At 48.1% G+C, this 16,594-nt stretch carries 13 protein-coding genes and 1 pseudogene; 5 read left to right on the top strand and 9 right to left on the bottom strand.

Annotated features, from left to right (window positions below):
• Nucleotides 1-212 precede the first annotated feature (212 nt).
• Together AC0VZ8_RS16125 and AC0VZ8_RS16120 are read left to right on the top strand one after the other, a co-directional pair.
• Nucleotides 213-1,145, top strand: a complete 933-nt coding sequence (locus AC0VZ8_RS16125) for a serine hydrolase domain-containing protein (RefSeq protein ID WP_475487520.1) — start codon at nucleotides 213-215, stop codon at nucleotides 1,143-1,145.
• Between the two features lie 14 nt (nucleotides 1,146-1,159).
• Nucleotides 1,160-2,257: an S-layer homology domain-containing protein gene (locus AC0VZ8_RS16120; RefSeq protein WP_475487519.1), complete on the top strand. Its 1,098-nt coding sequence runs from the start codon at nucleotides 1,160-1,162 to the stop codon at nucleotides 2,255-2,257.
• A gap of 370 nt (nucleotides 2,258-2,627) precedes the next feature.
• On the opposite strand, the gene AC0VZ8_RS16115 is transcribed toward AC0VZ8_RS16120, so the two are convergent.
• Together AC0VZ8_RS16115 and AC0VZ8_RS16110 are read right to left on the bottom strand one after the other, a co-directional pair.
• Nucleotides 2,628-3,593 carry a DUF4097 family beta strand repeat-containing protein gene (locus AC0VZ8_RS16115; RefSeq protein WP_475487518.1) on the bottom strand — a complete coding sequence of 322 codons (966 nt, stop codon included), beginning with the start codon at nucleotides 3,591-3,593 and terminating at the stop codon, nucleotides 2,628-2,630.
• A gap of 198 nt (nucleotides 3,594-3,791) precedes the next feature.
• The gene (locus tag AC0VZ8_RS16110) at nucleotides 3,792-4,607 is read right to left on the bottom strand and encodes a ZIP family metal transporter (RefSeq protein WP_071221625.1); all 816 of its coding nucleotides are present in this window, start codon (nucleotides 4,605-4,607) and stop codon (nucleotides 3,792-3,794) included.
• A gap of 332 nt (nucleotides 4,608-4,939) precedes the next feature.
• Here AC0VZ8_RS16110 and AC0VZ8_RS16105 point away from each other — a divergent pair, with 332 nt between their 5' ends.
• Entirely contained in the window at nucleotides 4,940-5,500 is a 561-nt protein-coding gene (locus AC0VZ8_RS16105; protein WP_071221624.1) for an NAD(P)H-dependent oxidoreductase, read from the top strand.
• A gap of 77 nt (nucleotides 5,501-5,577) precedes the next feature.
• Here the strand turns inward: AC0VZ8_RS16105 and AC0VZ8_RS16100 are convergent, their stop codons facing one another.
• On the bottom strand, nucleotides 5,578-5,949 hold the full coding sequence (locus AC0VZ8_RS16100) for a winged helix-turn-helix transcriptional regulator (protein ID WP_071221623.1): 372 nt from the start codon (nucleotides 5,947-5,949) through the stop codon (nucleotides 5,578-5,580).
• A 112-nt stretch (nucleotides 5,950-6,061) separates the two neighbouring features.
• Nucleotides 6,062-9,250, bottom strand: a complete 3,189-nt coding sequence (locus tag AC0VZ8_RS16095; RefSeq protein WP_475487517.1) for a bifunctional cytochrome P450/NADPH--P450 reductase — start codon at nucleotides 9,248-9,250, stop codon at nucleotides 6,062-6,064.
• Nucleotides 9,251-9,640: 390 nt separating this feature from the next.
• On the opposite strand from AC0VZ8_RS16095, the gene AC0VZ8_RS16090 reads away from it, so the two are divergent.
• Nucleotides 9,641-10,132: a DUF2798 domain-containing protein gene (locus tag AC0VZ8_RS16090; protein ID WP_260067299.1), complete on the top strand. Its 492-nt coding sequence runs from the start codon at nucleotides 9,641-9,643 to the stop codon at nucleotides 10,130-10,132.
• Nucleotides 10,133-10,249: 117 nt separating this feature from the next.
• Here the strand turns inward: AC0VZ8_RS16090 and AC0VZ8_RS16085 are convergent, their stop codons facing one another.
• The 5 genes from AC0VZ8_RS16085 to AC0VZ8_RS16065 all read right to left on the bottom strand — a co-directional run bounded on the left by AC0VZ8_RS16085 (nucleotide 10,250) and on the right by AC0VZ8_RS16065 (nucleotide 14,923).
• Complete coding sequence (locus AC0VZ8_RS16085; protein ID WP_475487516.1) at nucleotides 10,250-11,377, bottom strand: NAD(P)/FAD-dependent oxidoreductase; 1,128 nt, start codon at nucleotides 11,375-11,377, stop codon at nucleotides 10,250-10,252.
• Nucleotides 11,378-11,585: 208 nt separating this feature from the next.
• Nucleotides 11,586-11,960, bottom strand: coding sequence for a VOC family protein (locus tag AC0VZ8_RS16080; protein ID WP_071221855.1), 375 nt, complete (start codon nucleotides 11,958-11,960; stop codon nucleotides 11,586-11,588).
• 231 nt (nucleotides 11,961-12,191) lie between these two features.
• Nucleotides 12,192-13,205 carry a DUF5643 domain-containing protein gene (locus tag AC0VZ8_RS16075; RefSeq protein ID WP_475487515.1) on the bottom strand — a complete coding sequence of 338 codons (1,014 nt, stop codon included), beginning with the start codon at nucleotides 13,203-13,205 and terminating at the stop codon, nucleotides 12,192-12,194.
• Nucleotides 13,186-14,391: a DUF4179 domain-containing protein gene (locus tag AC0VZ8_RS16070; protein WP_475487514.1), complete on the bottom strand. Its 1,206-nt coding sequence runs from the start codon at nucleotides 14,389-14,391 to the stop codon at nucleotides 13,186-13,188. The genes AC0VZ8_RS16075 and AC0VZ8_RS16070 overlap by 20 nt, the downstream gene beginning before the upstream one ends.
• The gene (locus tag AC0VZ8_RS16065; protein WP_437179512.1) at nucleotides 14,378-14,923 is read right to left on the bottom strand and encodes a sigma-70 family RNA polymerase sigma factor; all 546 of its coding nucleotides are present in this window, start codon (nucleotides 14,921-14,923) and stop codon (nucleotides 14,378-14,380) included. The genes AC0VZ8_RS16070 and AC0VZ8_RS16065 overlap by 14 nt, the downstream gene beginning before the upstream one ends.
• A 203-nt stretch (nucleotides 14,924-15,126) precedes the next feature.
• Here AC0VZ8_RS16065 and AC0VZ8_RS16060 point away from each other — a divergent pair.
• Nucleotides 15,127-16,587, top strand: a pseudogene (locus tag AC0VZ8_RS16060) (MDR family MFS transporter).
• The last annotated feature ends 7 nt before the right edge of the window (nucleotides 16,588-16,594 follow it).

Below are 16,594 nucleotides of genomic sequence, written 5' to 3'. Positions count from 1 at the left end.
ACCTAAATGTCACAAATTAATTGTACTAATTAAAAACATTGGTATAAAACCATCAATTTCGCTCTCGGTTATTCTATCTCCCCTGGACCAAAGTCGAGGCCTGGTTCCCTCCGAAGAGCCAGTTAAAACTCATTCTGCGGACCGTTCTTCCATCTCCCTCCATCGTCTACCATGAAGTGGAAATCAAATACGATTGACAAGGAGAGGAACCCATGAAGCCAAATAAACAAAACAAATCCAGAACCATTCGTGTCCTGGCAGCCTCCGTACTGTCCGCTAGCCTGCTGGCTTTCCCTGCCGATATCTTTGCCGATACAGTTAAACCCGCCTCAAGTACAGCTTTAACACAGCATACGGGAGCACCGGTACTGAGTGCCAAAGAAGTCAAGGCGTTCACCGACGCCTATTTTGCCAAACCCCAGGTTTCGGACATGCTGGCTGGTGCGCTTGTTGTGGTCGTAAAAGACGACAAGGTGCTGCTGAATACGGGCTACGGCTATGCCGACCTTGAATCCAAGAAAAAGATTGACCCCGATCGAACCTTGTTCCGCATGGCCTCGATATCCAAATCGATAACCGCGACGGCGGTCATGCAACTGGTAGAGGAAGGGAAGATCGACCTGAAGCAAGACATAACCCATTATATGCCGGATGTTAAAATCACCAACAACACCGGGACACCCGTCACCGTTGAGCATTTATTGACCCATACGACAGGCTTCGACTTTACGGACGACTACTCGCTTCCGCAGCATATCATTCAGAAGGGCGAGGTGCCGCTTGCCGACTTTATCCGGTTAAATGCACCGGCTGTGGTTCGCACGCCAGGAGAGGTTTACCGCTACGATAATCTTGCCTCCTCCATGCAGGGCTACATTGTCGAGCGGGTATCAGGAGAACCGTTTGAAGATTATGTAAAAAAGCATATTTTCACCCCGCTACAAATGGAGCACGCTGCATTTCGGATGGATGAGGATATCATCGCAAACCTTGCGACTGGCTACAATGCCGAACGTCATCCGTTTAAGCCGTACCAAAACATACCTACCATCGCGCCGGAAGGCGGCATGTTCGCCACCGGTACCGATATGGCCAATTTCATCACTGCCCATCTAAATAAGGGTCATTCGGATCTTCTCGAATAATGAAGGAAGAGACCATGCGTTTGATGCATCAGACGCATTATGATGCAGCTGGTCTTCCGTTGATGTCATACGGTTTTGAGTCGTTTATGCACACCAGCCATAACGGCCAAACCCTGATTGGCAAAGGTGGCGATTTGGATGGCTATCATTCCTGGCTTTGGCTCCTTCCCGACCAGAATGTCGGAGCCCTGATCGTTGTTAACAGTGACGCGAGCACATCGATCCGCGCCGAATATTTCACCGCATTTATGGATCATTTTTATCCGAAGAAGCAGGTTCAGCCGAACGACTTCCCGCTTAATCAGGAGCAGCTCAAGAAATTCGAGGGCATGTTCAGAAGTTTGAGAACACCGATTATCGCCACACAGGTGAAGGCCGGCCAAGGTGAGTTATTGGTCTCGGATGCATTGGGCGAACATAAACTCACGCCGGTCGGTCCGCTGCGATTCGTAGATGAGAACGGTACGCCTGCCGCCTTCAAGGAAGATGATAACGGCAATGTGGCGTATATGTATTATACGGCGATAGACAGCATGTCCGAGAAGCTAGCGGAGCCTGCTGCGTACAGCGACGTTCCGGAAGAGAATCCTTATGCCAAGGATATCTACTTCATGCAGTCCCTCAAGGCTTTTGGAGAGAATGAGCAATCCACCTTCCAACCGAATGAACCGATTACGCGGGCAGAGTTTGTCAGTGTTATCAGCCGTCTGGCCGGGACGAAGCCTAGCGAAAGCGCGAGTTCGTTTAAGGATATGCAAGGGCACCCTCTCGCTGGTTATGTGCAGAATGTCGCGGACATGGGAGGTGTCACGGGCACACCAGCCCAGAACTTTGAACCGGATCAGCCGATCACGCGCCAAGAGGCAGCTGCTATAATATGGCGTGTGGCACAAAACACGCTTGACGCCAAGGCGGTTCCGGCCAAACTCAGCTCAAAACCGGCTGCATGGGCAGACGAAGCCGTACAGTTCATGGTCGGATCCGGGATGCATGGACCCGAGGTGACAACGGACGCAAACGGGGCCGCCGATTACCGACCGTCCGACAAACTTCTGCGCAAGGAAGCTGCCGCCATCTATGCGAGACTGATTCAACAAGCTTTTGGTTTTTAATGAAAGAGACACCGAAGTTGGTCATAACCCTGTTAAGTTGACGCGAATAAAGTGACATCTTTAAGCTGCGACCGTTTCCCGGAACTCCAATGGGAAGTGGTCGTTTAGTTTTTCTGAACAGTCTCCGTGAGTTTGCAGAGTTTGCACTCCCCCGCACGAACGTAGATAATATCCTTGACCCGTTTTTTTAGCTGCGTGTCCGACTGAAAGTTTTTTGTTAGCACGTCCTTTATTCCCATGAAAAAATCCCCTCCGGCAGACAACATGTAAAGCCATCTTAACAGATGTCTTTTTTCGTTGTCTGCCATGAGGGGAGAATACCAATTCGGGGTGTCTTCTCTTCAAATCATCGATTCTATTGTGATCAACTTTATTCCAGCTTGAAGTTTCCAGAGCCCGTGCGAACTTTCAGCACTATGTCGCCATTGCCGAACTTCCCCTTCAGTCTGCCTTCGTCTTCGTCTTTTACCTCATACTGTATTCCGTCCCACTCGACTTTCCCTTCACCGGAGCTTCCTTGATAATCAACTTCCAGGGAGGATGGCTCTTGAGCCAAATCGATGGTTACGTTCCCGCTTCCGGCACGGAGGTCGGTATTATGGATCAACCGCTCCGATTCCAGGTGTATGTTTCCAGAGCCTGTATTTCCTTGTACGGCCGACTCTCCGTCTTTCAGTTCCACGTCGCCGCTTCCATTCTGAAAGTTCAACGTTGTGGCATGGTAGCGTTCCGCCTCTATAGTGCCGGAGCCTGATTCCAACATGAAGGATTCGGCTTCAATCTCCGTTGCCTCAATATCACCACTGCCGGTATACACCGTAAGTGAACCTGCATTTACTTCCTGAATATTGATATTCCCGCTGCCTGCCTTAACGGTGACAGCATCTCCACGCATATTTCCGATCTCGATATCGCCGCTTCCACTTTCGATTTGGGCCGCAGTCCATTGCTTTTCCGGTATTTCCACGGATAAAACGATATCCATAATATTCACGCCAAACTCAATACCGTCAGGAACATCAACCCCGATTTCCAACGTATCTCCGCTCGGCTCGACCTTCAATTTCACTTGGTCTGCATTTTTCGTGCTTACCTTTCCGTTCAACCGGATTTTAATCTCGTCTGCATTTCCTTTTGTGATTTCAATGTCGGAGCTTCCAGTCTGTAGGGACAAATCCCGGAAATCATCAGCGGCCAATGTTTTCTCTTCATTAATTTTTTTGGTCTTAAAGGAAAATCCGAATTGAACATCCGAAAAAATGTTCATCGGGTTCATCGTAAAGAGCAACAGCAGTACGCCGGCCACTACGATCAATATACCTGTTTTCTTTTGCATAATGTGTTCCCATTCCTTCCGTCGTCCCTTTTTGTCTCTCTCCTGCCAAATCCTGAAGTCCTATTCAGTATAGCATCCATTTAGAGACTTGAGCATTGGTCCCGCGAATGAGACGGGAACCTCGACTTTAGTCCAGTATAGCTTAGCCGGAGTGAACGACAAAACAGCCAGTCCGCACCCGGCTGGCTGTTCTCGTCGCTATCCCAACGCCACATCAAGAATCATCATCAATACAAAACCGAACATTAAACTCATGGAAGCCAAATCCTTATTCCCTTTTTCTTGCGAACTTGGAATAACCTCTTCGGCTACAACAAAAATCATCGCACCTGCCGCGAAACTCAATGCGTAAGGGAGCATGGGTTCAATAAAGGCGACGGCTACCGCGCCGATTACCGCGGCAATGGGTTCCACCATACCCGAGAACTGTCCATAGAAAAAGCTTTTTCTCTGAGACATTCCGTCACCTCGTAATGGCATGGAAACTGCAACGCCCTCCGGGAAGTTTTGAATACCGATGCCCAAGGCCAGTGTCAAAGCCCCCACCAGCGATGCTTCAGTTCCTCCATTGGCAAGCGCACCGAATGCGATCCCGACCGCTAATCCCTCCGGAATGTTGTGGAGGGTAATTGCGAGTACCAGAAGCGTACTCCGTTTTCTCACTTTGGGGTTATATCCTTCCGCTCCTCCAATCGGAGAATTGGGATGAAGATGGGGTAATACCTTATCGATTCCCCATATAAAGACTCCACCTAGCAAAAATCCAAAGGCAGCCGGAAACCAGTTTCCAATCGCATTGCCTTCCGACATCTCGATGGCTGGAGCCAATAAGGACCAGTAACTGGCCGCAATCATGACACCGCCGGCAAAACCCAACATACTATCCAGCAGGCGCTGGTTCAATGTTTTTGTAAAAAAAACAAGAGCCGCCCCTAACGCCGTCATTCCCCAAGTAAACAAGGTGGCTAGTAATGCTTGGATAATGGGATTGAATTTCATAAAAAAATCTACCATTAAACAAGAACTCCTTTATGAAAAAAATATGATACCAGATAATATCTCCGAATATAGACCTTACATACATTTAACGGTTATTCAGAGAGTGATCTAGAAATTATGTACCCGTGAGAGTTCATTCTAATGCAGCCAGTGCAAATTATTATATATCATAATATGCGATTATGGTTGTCTTTTATTTTTCAGAAAACCCTACAATCTAGAATCTACGTTATCCTCCGCCAACACTCACCTTTTGGTAAGTACCTGTACTAAAAGTGCATACTTACATAATTGCAGTGCGCGCTTTATACTCAAGAAAATCAATCATGCTCAAGGAGGATACATCATTGAAAACACTTGTTATCGTTACACACCCAAACCTGGAAACATCCGTCATTAATAAGCGGTGGGTAGAAGAACTCCGACAATACCCGGAAAAATATACGGTACACGAATTGCATAAGGTTTACCCCGACGGAAACATTGATGTGCAACAAGAACAACAGCTTATTGAATCGCATAGCCATCTCGTTCTGCAGTTTCCGATCTATTGGTTTAATTGCCCACCACTCCTCAAGAAATGGCTTGACGATGTTTTTGCTTATGGTTGGGCTTACGGTTCAAGAGGCGATAAATTAAAGAATCGGAAAGTGGCTTTAGCTGTATCCGCCGGCATCAAGAAAGAAGATTATCGGGAAGACGGAAGGTATCGCTACACGCTTGCCCAGATCCTAACTCCTTTTGAAACGACCTTCCTGTACTGCGATGCAGATTATCGTTCGTTCTTTGCCTTTTATGGACAAGAGGCTGCTCCTGGCGGCAACACGCCTGACATGGACCTATCGCCTCCTGATAACGCACTGGATATAAGTGCACGTGACTATTTGAAGTTCATAGACAACATGTGATTAATAAACCGAATGAAGCCGTTAAAAAAAGAAGTATTTCCTTGTTCAGGAAATACTTCTTTGAATATAACAAAACATCATGCTTCCAGTTGCACAGCTTCCATAGCCGGCAAACTGTTTTTCTCTCCCCACTCGCACATCATATGTAACACAGGAATGAGGGATAGTCCGCGTTCCGACAAGGTGTATTCGACTTTTGGAGGGACCTGGGGATATTCCGTGCGAACGATAAGCTCATCTGTCTCCAGCTCCTTTAACATGATGCTTAGCGTTTTAAAGGATATGGAACCAATGCTTCGCTTCAGCTCATTATGCCGCATTACCTTATTTTCAGACAACCAGTACAAGATGATCATTTTATATTTACCGCCGATCAAGGATAACGTATAACCAAAGCCGGTGTCTTGAGGTTTCACGCCAGTCGGAACACAGGTTTCAGTTTCGCGCATAAGTCACACTCTCCTTCGAATCTCTTCCATTACTCATGTACTGATCATCTTAACATAAAAACAGTACTGGATCGAAAGGAGATCTGGAGAACAAAATTCGCTGGAATGACCATCATCCCGCCCAGACGTCTTTTACATATTGTCCCGACGCCTCCAGCCCGGATAGCCAGGCGGCAGCCTCTTCTGCACTAACGCCATGTCTTTCCCGATAGGAAAGCATTAGTGTGTGCTCTACCTCCGGGGCCATCCGAGAACCGTCACCGCAAATGTACATTCGTGCCCCTGCCTCAAGCAGTGACAGCAATGACGCTCCGTCTTGTGTCATTAAATGCTGGACATAGCACTTATCTACACCGTCTATCCTTGAAAAGGCTGTGTGCAAGGTGACCAGGCCTTCTCTCTCCGCTTGCTCAAACTCCTCGCGGTAAAGATAGTCTTGCTCCGGATTCCGACAGCCGAAGTACAGATGCGCAGCACCCAGCTCCTGCCCAGCCTCCCGAAGCGCTTGTCTCGCCTGGATGAACCCCCTGAACGGAGCCACGCCCGTGCCCGGACCAATCATGATGATTGGCGTTGCCGGATCCTCCGGCAGCGCAAAGCCCGACTCCGGAGAACGAATGAACATCAGAACCTCTGCGCCCGTCTCCAACTGTTCCAAATAGTTGGAAGCCACGCCCCGGTATTCCCCCTGACCGCTCCAAGCACTGCCTCGTACGACACTGACCGTGATGCTTGCCGTATTCGGGCTAACCTTCGGGGAGCTGGAAATCGAATAATATCTCGGCTTCAATGGCGGCAGGAGCTCAAGAAACCGTTCAAACGGCAGCTCGCAGGCTTCATACCGCTCCAGCAGGTCGAGCATGGTGATCCGTTTGGCTCGCACTTCAGCCTGATAGGTCGCTTCGGCAAGCAGTTCTTGAAGCTCTTTGGCATGCGGCGGGCATACCGTGTAAGCGGCCATCTCCCGAATTTGGGCTCTTGTGGCCGGCTCCTGCAGCTCCACGCTGCGGAACAGCAGGTCGTCCAGGCGGACAGGAATGCCTGTCGGCAAATGCGCACCGCTTCTTCCTTCAGCAGACAAGATAAGATGAGCACCTCCATCCAGTTTGAAACTTCGGAGCACTCGCTGAACCAGTGTCACCGGATTGACCGGAAGTACCCCCAGATGATCTCCTTCACGATAATCCGTTCCCGCCGGAAGCGAGATTTCGATATGCTGCGTGATCCTTCCGCTGTCCGCATGCTGCAGATTGCGGGTATGAGCAACGTGCCCGGTTACAGCCTGGTAGGTTTCCGCCAGGGGCACGGCGGCCGCTCCCTGCACGAACTGGACGGACAGGGCACTGCGCTTCGCCACATTGACGGACGTAAGAGGGAGTCCTAGCGATTGCATCAGATCCGGCCATAAATGCTCCGTCCATTCGTCGACTTCACGCTCAAAGTCTCCGCTGGCATCACTCTCACCACGCGCAAGCAGTCGCTGCGCCCCTTTGATTGCAAGCTGATCGTCTATCAAGCGCGGAATCCGCTGATAGGTGCTTGCCCAGTTGTGGTCTCCGCAGCCGAATACCGCATATCGCACACCCTCAATTTCTGATTCAGCGGCATTCTCCAGCCATTCCGTAAATGCCTTGGCATTGGAAGGCGGCTGTCCGTTGTACGAGGCGGTTACAATGATGACGGCCCCTTCCTTCGGAAGCCTTCCGGCATAATCGTCCAGTGTGCCCACCTGGCTGTCGAACCCTTGGTGCTTCGCAGCATCCGCCACCTCTCGGGCAATCCCCTCTGCCGTGCCCAGATTGGACCCGTATAAAGCGAGGAGCGGCGTATGATGAGCATTAGTCCCGGTTGTATCGGACAACGTGGCGTATTCCTGCTTCTCCGAATCGTTTGCTCCCGTCTTGCCTCCTGCCGGAACCAACAGTGCAGCCCCGTCCTGACGGCTTCGAACTTGAATATGGAACCCTTCCGGCTTCAATGTGAGGGTTTCCTTAACCTTTAACTCATAAGACTGGTTATCGATCAATTCAAAATATTTGAGCACCAAGCCAAGCACCAAGGTTGCCTCCTGCAGCGCAAACTGCTGCCCGATGCATGCGCGTTGTCCGTTGCCAAATGGTTTGTACGCGTCATGCGGCACCTTGCTGGGATCTTCGAAGCGCTCCGGTCTGAACGTCTCCACGTCGTCTCCCCACACGCGGGAGTCCCTATGCAGTCCCGGAATCAGGACCGTTACGCTGTCCCCCTTCTGAATCGGATAGGTTCCTCCGATTGCCGTATCTTCCTTCGCATATAACGAGAAGGCAGGCGCAGTTGGCCATAAACGCAGCGACTCGCTAAGAACCATGCGGACGTATTTTAGCTCCCGCACCTGGCTGTAAGTCGGCACGGGATCTTTCAGAACGCGTTCCACCTCGCTTACCGCTTTATGCAATTTATCCGGATTTTTCAGCAAATAATAAATAGCAAAGGACAGCAATCCGCTTGTCGTCTCATGCCCCGCGATAAGAAACGTAATCATCTGATAACGAATATTCTCTTGATCCAGGCGCTCGCCTGTATCAGGATCGACGCCTTCCAGCATATGCGCGAGCAAATCCCCTTCTTCACCGCCATACTTCTTGCGATCTTGAATGAGCTCGTCAACTAGCGAGAACATGTTCTGGACATCTTCCTGAAACTGCCGCTTCTTTTTAATCATAAACATGTCCTGTATGCCCAGACGGTGCAGCTGATTCATGCCTTCATCAAGGGCCCGCACCATGCTGTCGATAAACGGGTGATTGTCTTCCCGGTAGAAGCTGTTAAAGCGATAATTAAAACCACACAGGCCGATGGTATCCAGCGTCAGACGAGTCATGTCGGCAGGAACGTCCACGGATTCGTCGGGGTTGAGCCGAGCCCATTTCTGGATGAGCTGCATCGCGATATCAACCATTTTGGTATGGTAGCCTTGCATCGCACGCTGGCTAAAGCTGGAGAGCAGGATGTTATGTGCCTTTTTCCAGTTGGGCTCGTGTGTAGCGCTCGTAAACAATCCATCACCTGCAAAAGGACGGACATTCTGAAGCGGCGCCCAGATTCGTTTATCAAAACGCTTCTCATCACACGCGTCCTTGACATATTCGTGGCCGGAGACGTACAGCTCCCTGCGTCCACCCGGATATTGAAATTGAAATATCGGCCCAAGTTCCGAGGCGACCTTCACAAGCGATTGGACCGGAGCAGCGGAATCCAGCAGCGGCAGATTGCCGAGCGGTCCGTAAGTTTTAGGTTGAGGTACTTGCTTCATATGCGACATTCGATCTCCCTCCATGATCCATAGTTTCTTTAGTATGCGTCCCTTTGTCCGGACGGGTGAATTCGTATCCAGTACTAATTGACCAATATCGTAATGTGGTCATTTCGCGATAAAAAAGGAGGATTGACGGCGGCTTCGTTAGTTTCCACTTCGCTTGGCTGTCTTATCCTAGCCTTTACCCTATCACGATATGAAGGTCACGCATATCAGCCGTAGGTCCTTTAGGACTATAAAACCAAATAAAGGATCTCCCACCCTGAAATGCAATGAAATTAGTCATTTTTGTACTTTGCAAAGGAATGTTTTCAGAAAATGTTCACAAAATTTTCACTTACGAGAGGCTTTCTCCGATCTCTATAATTACAAAGGTAACTAGAAAGGATGATGAAATTGCCAGCAACAAAAAAAGAAAATGTTTATTTTGGTTTGATGATGTGTCTGGGGATGGTTATCATGATGACCTCCTACAATTTGATCACAAACGGATTAATTGGGAAATTATCGTTTATGGCCATACTCCTGCAATTGGTGTTGGGCTTTGTGATTGCCTTCTTATTGGAATCGTTTGTTGTCGGACCCATAGCAAAGAAAATTGTTTTTTCCTTATTGCGTAATAAATCCAGTAAAATCCTTATGATTGTGATGATGGCATTTTGTATGGTGATCGGCATGGTTACTTTTATGTCCATGTACGGGCTAGCTTCCTCCTACTATGCAAACGGACTCGGAGGGGAATCACTGCTTGGAAGCTACTTCTCCATTTTCATTAAAAATTTCGTGTTTGCGCTGCCGCTTCAACTCCTCATTGTAGGCCCGACCGTTCGCTTCCTGTTTGGCAGGTTGAAAGCAAAACGCGTGAACGAATCATTATCTGCCGTATAATCGATTGGAGTCCAATCTCTCTCAACAACAAAAGCCGCGAATTTCGCGGCTTTCTTTATAGTGACTGAAGATTCCGCTCACCAATTGCTTGCTCAGAATCGATTTAGCCGCCATGCTTCAACGCTCTTCGATCGCTGTACGAATATCATAAGCATCGATGTCGATATCCAGTGGTATTCCAAGAGCCAATTTCGCCAATTGACTACCGATATAGGGGCCCATCGTCAGTCCGGACGCGCCCAGGCCGTTTGCCGTTATAAGGCCTTCCCAGCCAGGGACAGCACCTATTACCGGAAGAAATCCGGGGGTAAACGGACGAAATCCGACACGTACTTCCTGAAACGTGCTGTCAGCTAGTCCCGGCGCCAAGACCAATCCTTTATTCAGGATTTCCTGCATGCCTCCGGCTGTTATTCTCGTATCGTAGCCTTCGACTTCATTTTCGTGAGTCGCTCCGATCACAATCTTCTCGTTATCAAAAGAGAGTAAATATTGATCCGATGGCGGCATGACGACCGGCCAGGTGCCTGTATCTTGCCGGTCAGTCGCCTGCACATGCATGATTTGCGCTTTTTGAAAACGAACCTGAAAATGAATGCCTAGTGGCTGAAGCAATTGATTAGCCCATGCACCAGCACAAACAATGACTTCATCTGCCGCAAAGCTGCTTGCTCCGACAGCTGCTCCGGTTACACGATTAGCTTGATATAACAATGCGGCATCCCCATTTATAAGCTTGGCCCCGTTCCTCTGAGCGGACCGGATCAGCGCATCGCGCAGTGCACGACCATCGACACGGGCGGCGCCGCTAATGTGAACGGAATGATAGCCATCTCGGAGCAGTGGGAAACGCTCATGGGTTTCTTCCTCATTCAGCCGGGTTATCTCACCGATTTCCGGAGCATCTACTTTTCTGTCACGAGCCCTTTCCTCCATCTTGCGGATTTTATCCAAATCCTCGTGAATGCTAAGGGCCCCGACTTGTGCGTAGCCCGTTTCTGTCTCACCTTCGCTGATGAGTTCTTTCACTAACTCAGGGTAAAAACGTGCGCCCGCCTTGGCTAATTGGTACCATGCCTGATTCCGCCTTTGCGATAGCCAGGGGCATATAATGCCTGCCGCGGCATCCGTAGCCTGTCCTTTATCTTTGCGGTCGATAATAAGGACTTCCGCTCCCATTTTGGCCAACTGATATGCAGTCGATGCCCCAAGTATTCCCGAACCAATGACGATCACGTTCTTCATGCATGACATTCCTTTCCTTAAATCACTGTATCCATTATAGCGAATGCAGGGAAAAAGTATAACGCACATCATCTCAGTGGTTTGAATCAAGCGCTAAAGTATGTCAGCGGGAGCATTTTCTTCCCAACAAAAGAACATACAAAAAAGCCGCCAAATAGGCGACTTCGCATTCATATGATCTATGGTTGATCTTATGAATCGGTTATTCTTATTTTTCCATGACAGCAAAATAGTTTTCTTCATAATCCGCAAAGTTGAAAACTCTGCCGGAGGGCATATTTACCACTTCGCCGACCGTGATATTGTGGCTGGTTAAATGGCTGTGGAGCGCATCGAAATTTTCCGTGAAAAACATTAAAGAAGGTGTGCCCAAATGTAATCCTGGCGACATTTTGGCTACGAACTCCTTATCATGCAGAATAATGCTAGTTTCTGCTTCCTTTGTTGGAGCAATTTCAATCCATCTCATTTCGCCGTTGTTCTCTTCAGCTATGACTTGAAATCCTACCATTTCAGTCCAAAACTTTACGGCTTGATCCTGATTATTCACATACACCATAATTTGACCAACTTTGCTAATCATCGATTGTTACACTCCCTCGTATAAGTAAATTAAATGTCAATACTGGCTTGCTTCTAAGACTTCCTTTCACTTCTGATCATAGCATGTCAGATGCATGTATATTTCTTATCCATTGCGATTTCAGGTTAAATATTGGTTTAATTTCATACGAAATGCTATGAAAAAAGAAATGCCCGTCAAGATATTTTGCGGGCACTTCTTCACTTGCTGCGAAAATGGTAGTCTAGTAAATTATTTTATAGGAATAATCAACTCAAGATCTTTCAAGTGATTTTTGACGATCTCTCCGTTCTTATCCAGTTTGAATTCGCCTGACGTTGCATTGGGATCTTTGAATTCAGGTGTGAACGGCTTAATGACAATAGATTTTACGTCCGCATCCGGAGCCTCCAGAATAAAGTCGTAATAATAATCACCGTTCTTGTTGTTCTCATCAGTGCCTCTTCCCGATATTCGCTTCAATTCATTACCTTGATCATCAAAGAAATCATACAGGATTGTTGAATCATGTCCACCCTTCAGAACAAACTGAACTCGGGTGGAATGAGCTGTAGAATGAACCTGCTTTAACGTCAAGTGGAGATTACTCGCTTTTTTAGTAATGTTAGGTTCAAGAACAACCGGTTTGTTGACTTCTTTTTGAATCGGTATCTCCAATGTGAACGGTTTTTGAACACCTTCCAGATCTATTTTAGCCGTTAACTTGAACTTATCAGGAAAAGCTTCAAGGTCGTCTCCAAGCAGTGATGCATCGCTCAGTATGATAACCGCATGATTCGGATCTGTACCCGGTGATGTGCTTACGCTTGGTCTTTTTGCCAAATCCCCTCCCCCATATTCGTGTATGGATTTGTTGTCAATGAAGACGTCCATTTGGCGGATAGAACCTTTATCGTGAACATACTCACCCATCTGCTCATCCCACTTGCCTCCGGTTAAACTGCCGGGAAGTTCTTTACCGCTTCGCTTTAGTTCAACCTTAACATGGTTTCCGTCGTATAATGCTTTGGATACTCCAAGGGTAATCCCTTGTTGGGTATCACTAGCTGCCTTGAATTCGTCTTGGAGCAAGCTCTTTGACGCTTGAGGCTTAGTTGCCGTTATGCTCGCCGCCTGGGCTGTTCCCCATACTGCTCCTCCCAGAAGCATGCTTGTCAATGCTACGGAACTCATTACTTTATATATTGTTTTCATGTTTTTTCCTCCTAAATTGGTTTCTTCAGAACTATTTGACCGAAACGTCATACAGCTTATCCAAACCGAGATGATTGACTGGAATGGTAATCTCCAATTCCTTCAGGTACGTCTTGACCACTTCTCCCTTACTATCGACTTTGTACAAGCCGCTGTTAGCTATGGGATCTTGAAAGACGGGCAGGAATGGCTTGATCGTTATGGAATCTGGCGCCACTTCAAACCGGTCAAATATCAACTCCAGCTGCTGTTGTTGTTGTCGATCATCCCGGTAGACTCCCTTCCCGGAAATCCGGCCGAGCTCTCTCCCCCGATCATCCCAAACCTCGAACAGCAGATTATGGTCACCAAGCTTCCCGGACTTGTCCAACCGTTCGAGATTCATGATGAGATCAGTTGTGATTGGTGTGAATTTCAGCTGCTCCAGCGAAATTTGAAGTCCGTTCCATTCTCTTGTTTCTCCAGAGGAGACTATAATTTGATCTGTATTTTTCCGAACTAGTATATGGAAGATATAGGGTGCATCAATTCCTTTAAGCGAAATTTTGGCCGTTAACTGGAATTGATCCGGTATGGATGGACTATGATTTAATCGAGAGAAGCCTATAAGTTCGTACATTACGACGTTAGGATCCGAAGTCGGCTTACCAATCAGACCGGGTTTATCGCTCAGGCTGAGATCATGGATCGAGGTGCCATCTATGAGCATCTCCACATCGGTGATGGCTCCTCTTTGAAATCGATGCGATGTGCCCTTGTCCTCATTAATAACTTCCACATCCGTTATCCTCCCGGTAAATCCTTCACCCTCCCGCTTCACGGCTAAGGACAAACGAGTCCCGTCATATACAACCTGCGGTATTCGAAGGGTCACACCTTCATGCGTTACGCTGGCATTCGATTCAGCTGCCAACCCTCGCTCCCCCGCTGTTTGGAGCCCCAGATCATCAGCCAACCTGAAAATGCTGCTGATCAGCGGAATTTTTTTTAGTGATTCTGCCACTGCCGGTGATACATAAGCACTGCTTATCACAGCAATCATGGCAACCGCGGCAGCAACTGCTACCATTCTTCGTTTCTTAGTGGAACGCTGTTGCTGGTTCGTTCTCGTTGACATCGGAAGATTTGTCAGAGAAGCGTAAACCTCGTCCTGATGACGGCGAATTATATCCGGAACCTCGCGCTGAGGCACTTTCCCTATCTCCCGAAGTTCTTTGTCCAAGTCAAAAGGATTCATAGGCCAGCTTCCCCTTCCGATTTTGTTTTACCTGATCAAACAATATTCCCCGTGCTCTGTGAAGTCGTGCCCTTACCGCTCCATCCGTGATATCAAGCACGCTTGCGATTTCCTTAATGGGCAAATCCTGAAAATAGAACAAGTGTATAACGATTCGAAGCGATTCATCTAAGCGTTCTACCGCTTCACGAAGATCCAGCTTGTGGCTGTCCTCATAATAGTTGGATGTTCGTATGCGCTCAGGCACTTCTGCCATGACTACGGTACGCTCTCTGCTTCGAAGCAGCTGATTGCATTCATTGATCAGAATCCGAATCACCCAGGTTTTAAAATACTTTGGTTTTTGTAATGTAGATAAAGATTTATATGCTTTAAGTGTTGTCTCCTGAAAAGCATCCGCACAATCTTCATCGCGTTTTAGAATGGACTTCGCCAAGCCATACAGTTCGGGTTCCAGCCTCCGGAAGAGCCGGATAAACGCTTCACGATCTCCTCGCTGCGCTCTCTTGACTTCATGTTCCAATTCTCGCACGATATTCATCTCCTTCTTGAGGGCCCTCTATAAGATTAGATGGACGAGTATACCGAAATGTTATATTTTTCGATAAAAAACTTGATGGATGCCCGTTTGACACAAATTACGTTCATCGTTACTATTATAAATGACTTAATAGTTTTTTAAAAAACTATATAGTACAAATCTCGAAATTTTTAAAAGAAAGTAGGTTCACCATCATGTCAGATCCATCTGCAATTATCCGTAACACCTCAGAAGAAAGAGCTTTTGCAATTAAAAACATCCTTGCGCCATTACTTGCCGTCATCATCGGCACTTTCATGGTCCTGCTGGACAGCACGGTCGTCAATGTCGCCGTACCTACGCTAGTTCAATATTTTGATAGCCCCCTGCATACCATTCAATGGTCGATCGCCGCATACACGCTTGCATTGTCCGCGGTCATCCCTCTCGCGGGATGGCTGTCGGATAAATTTCAGCCCAAACGGGTGTTTCTCATATCGATCGGATTGTTTACAATAGGATCCGTGTTATGTGCTTTTGCCCAGACAGCCGAGCAACTCATCGCCTTTCGGGTTATTCAAGGCATGGGTGGCGGCATGGTATCGCCAATCGGAATGGCGATGGTATACCGTTTGGCACCTCCGGACAAAAGGGGTTCTATCATAGGGATGTTTGGAATTCCATTATTGCTTGCCCCAGCGCTCGGTCCCGTATTATCCGGATGGCTGATTGAGTTTGTCAGCTGGCATTGGATTTTTCTGATCAATCTCCCCATTGGCATGATTGGATTATTCGTGGGAATCAAACATCTGCCTTCCTTTTCAGAAAAGGAAGCTCCGTCTCTGGACATTGTCGGCATGCTTCTTGGACCCGCAGCTTTTGCCATGATTACTTATGGAGTCAGTGAGGGAGGGGTGAGCTGAACTTCCGCCAAGACTTTATCAGGTCTTATCATCGGTGGGTTAGCACTTGTTCTTTTCATATGGTCCTGTTTACGGCATAAACAACCGCTGCTTGAGCTGCGTGCGTTCAGATCGGCTGATTTTACACGTGGTATCATCATCTCCTGGATCATGCAGGCAGCGATGTTCGGCTCCGTGCTACTATTCCCGCTGCTTCTTCAGCAGATTAGAGGTTTCGCTCCGCTGACAACCGGGCTCATCCTGCTGCCGCAGGCAGTCGGTTCCATGATCTTTATGCCTCTGGCAGGAAAGCTTTTTGATAAGGTGGGCGCACGTCCCCCGCTTGTGGCCGGAATGACGCTGATGACGGCTGCGTTGTTCACGATGTCCTTTGTTCGAACCGATACCCCTTTACTACTCATCATGATCGTATTGTTCTTCATGGGCTCCGGCATGGGGTTATCGATGATGTCCCTGAATACGCATGTATTAAATGCAACCCCTAAGCAACTTGTAAGCCGGGTTACTCCGCTCACAAGTGCATCACAGCAGGTCATCGCTTCGTTTGCCGTAGCCGGCTTCACGGGATATTTATCTTCCCGGATGACATCAAGCCTGCCGAGTAACCCTGTTGGAGCCAACCCTATGGATTCCCATGCTGCATCCTTTGCGGACACCTTTTTCCTGGCTGCCTGCATTGCTTGTGTAGGACTGGTTCTCAGCTTGTTTCTTAGAAAACCCAAACAAATAACCGATGAATCTTCGTTCCATTGAACAGCAG

Source organism: Paenibacillus sp. QJM3NY_38, from assembly GCF_056173265.1.
This window is presented reverse-complemented; position numbering and strand designations above follow the sequence as displayed.

What these genes read in the sequence shown, in the direction of transcription:
- AC0VZ8_RS16100 (WP_071221623.1), bottom strand. Translation starts at nt 5,949, where the DNA reads ATGCGCGAAACTGAAACCTGTGTTCCGACTGGCGTGAAACCTCAAGAC.
- AC0VZ8_RS16120 (WP_475487519.1), top strand. Translation starts at nt 1,160, where the DNA reads ATGCGTTTGATGCATCAGACGCATTATGATGCAGCTGGTCTTCCGTTG.
- AC0VZ8_RS16070 (WP_475487514.1), bottom strand. Translation starts at nt 14,391, where the DNA reads ATGAATCCTTTTGACTTGGACAAAGAACTTCGGGAGATAGGGAAAGTG.
- AC0VZ8_RS16125 (WP_475487520.1), top strand. Translation starts at nt 213, where the DNA reads ATGAAGCCAAATAAACAAAACAAATCCAGAACCATTCGTGTCCTGGCA.
- AC0VZ8_RS16080 (WP_071221855.1), bottom strand. Translation starts at nt 11,960, where the DNA reads ATGATTAGCAAAGTTGGTCAAATTATGGTGTATGTGAATAATCAGGAT.
- AC0VZ8_RS16075 (WP_475487515.1), bottom strand. Translation starts at nt 13,205, where the DNA reads ATGACGTTTCGGTCAAATAGTTCTGAAGAAACCAATTTAGGAGGAAAA.
- AC0VZ8_RS16095 (WP_475487517.1), bottom strand. Translation starts at nt 9,250, where the DNA reads ATGTCGCATATGAAGCAAGTACCTCAACCTAAAACTTACGGACCGCTC.
- AC0VZ8_RS16115 (WP_475487518.1), bottom strand. Translation starts at nt 3,593, where the DNA reads ATGCAAAAGAAAACAGGTATATTGATCGTAGTGGCCGGCGTACTGCTG.
- AC0VZ8_RS16085 (WP_475487516.1), bottom strand. Translation starts at nt 11,377, where the DNA reads ATGAAGAACGTGATCGTCATTGGTTCGGGAATACTTGGGGCATCGACT.
- AC0VZ8_RS16110 (WP_071221625.1), bottom strand. Translation starts at nt 4,607, where the DNA reads ATGGTAGATTTTTTTATGAAATTCAATCCCATTATCCAAGCATTACTA.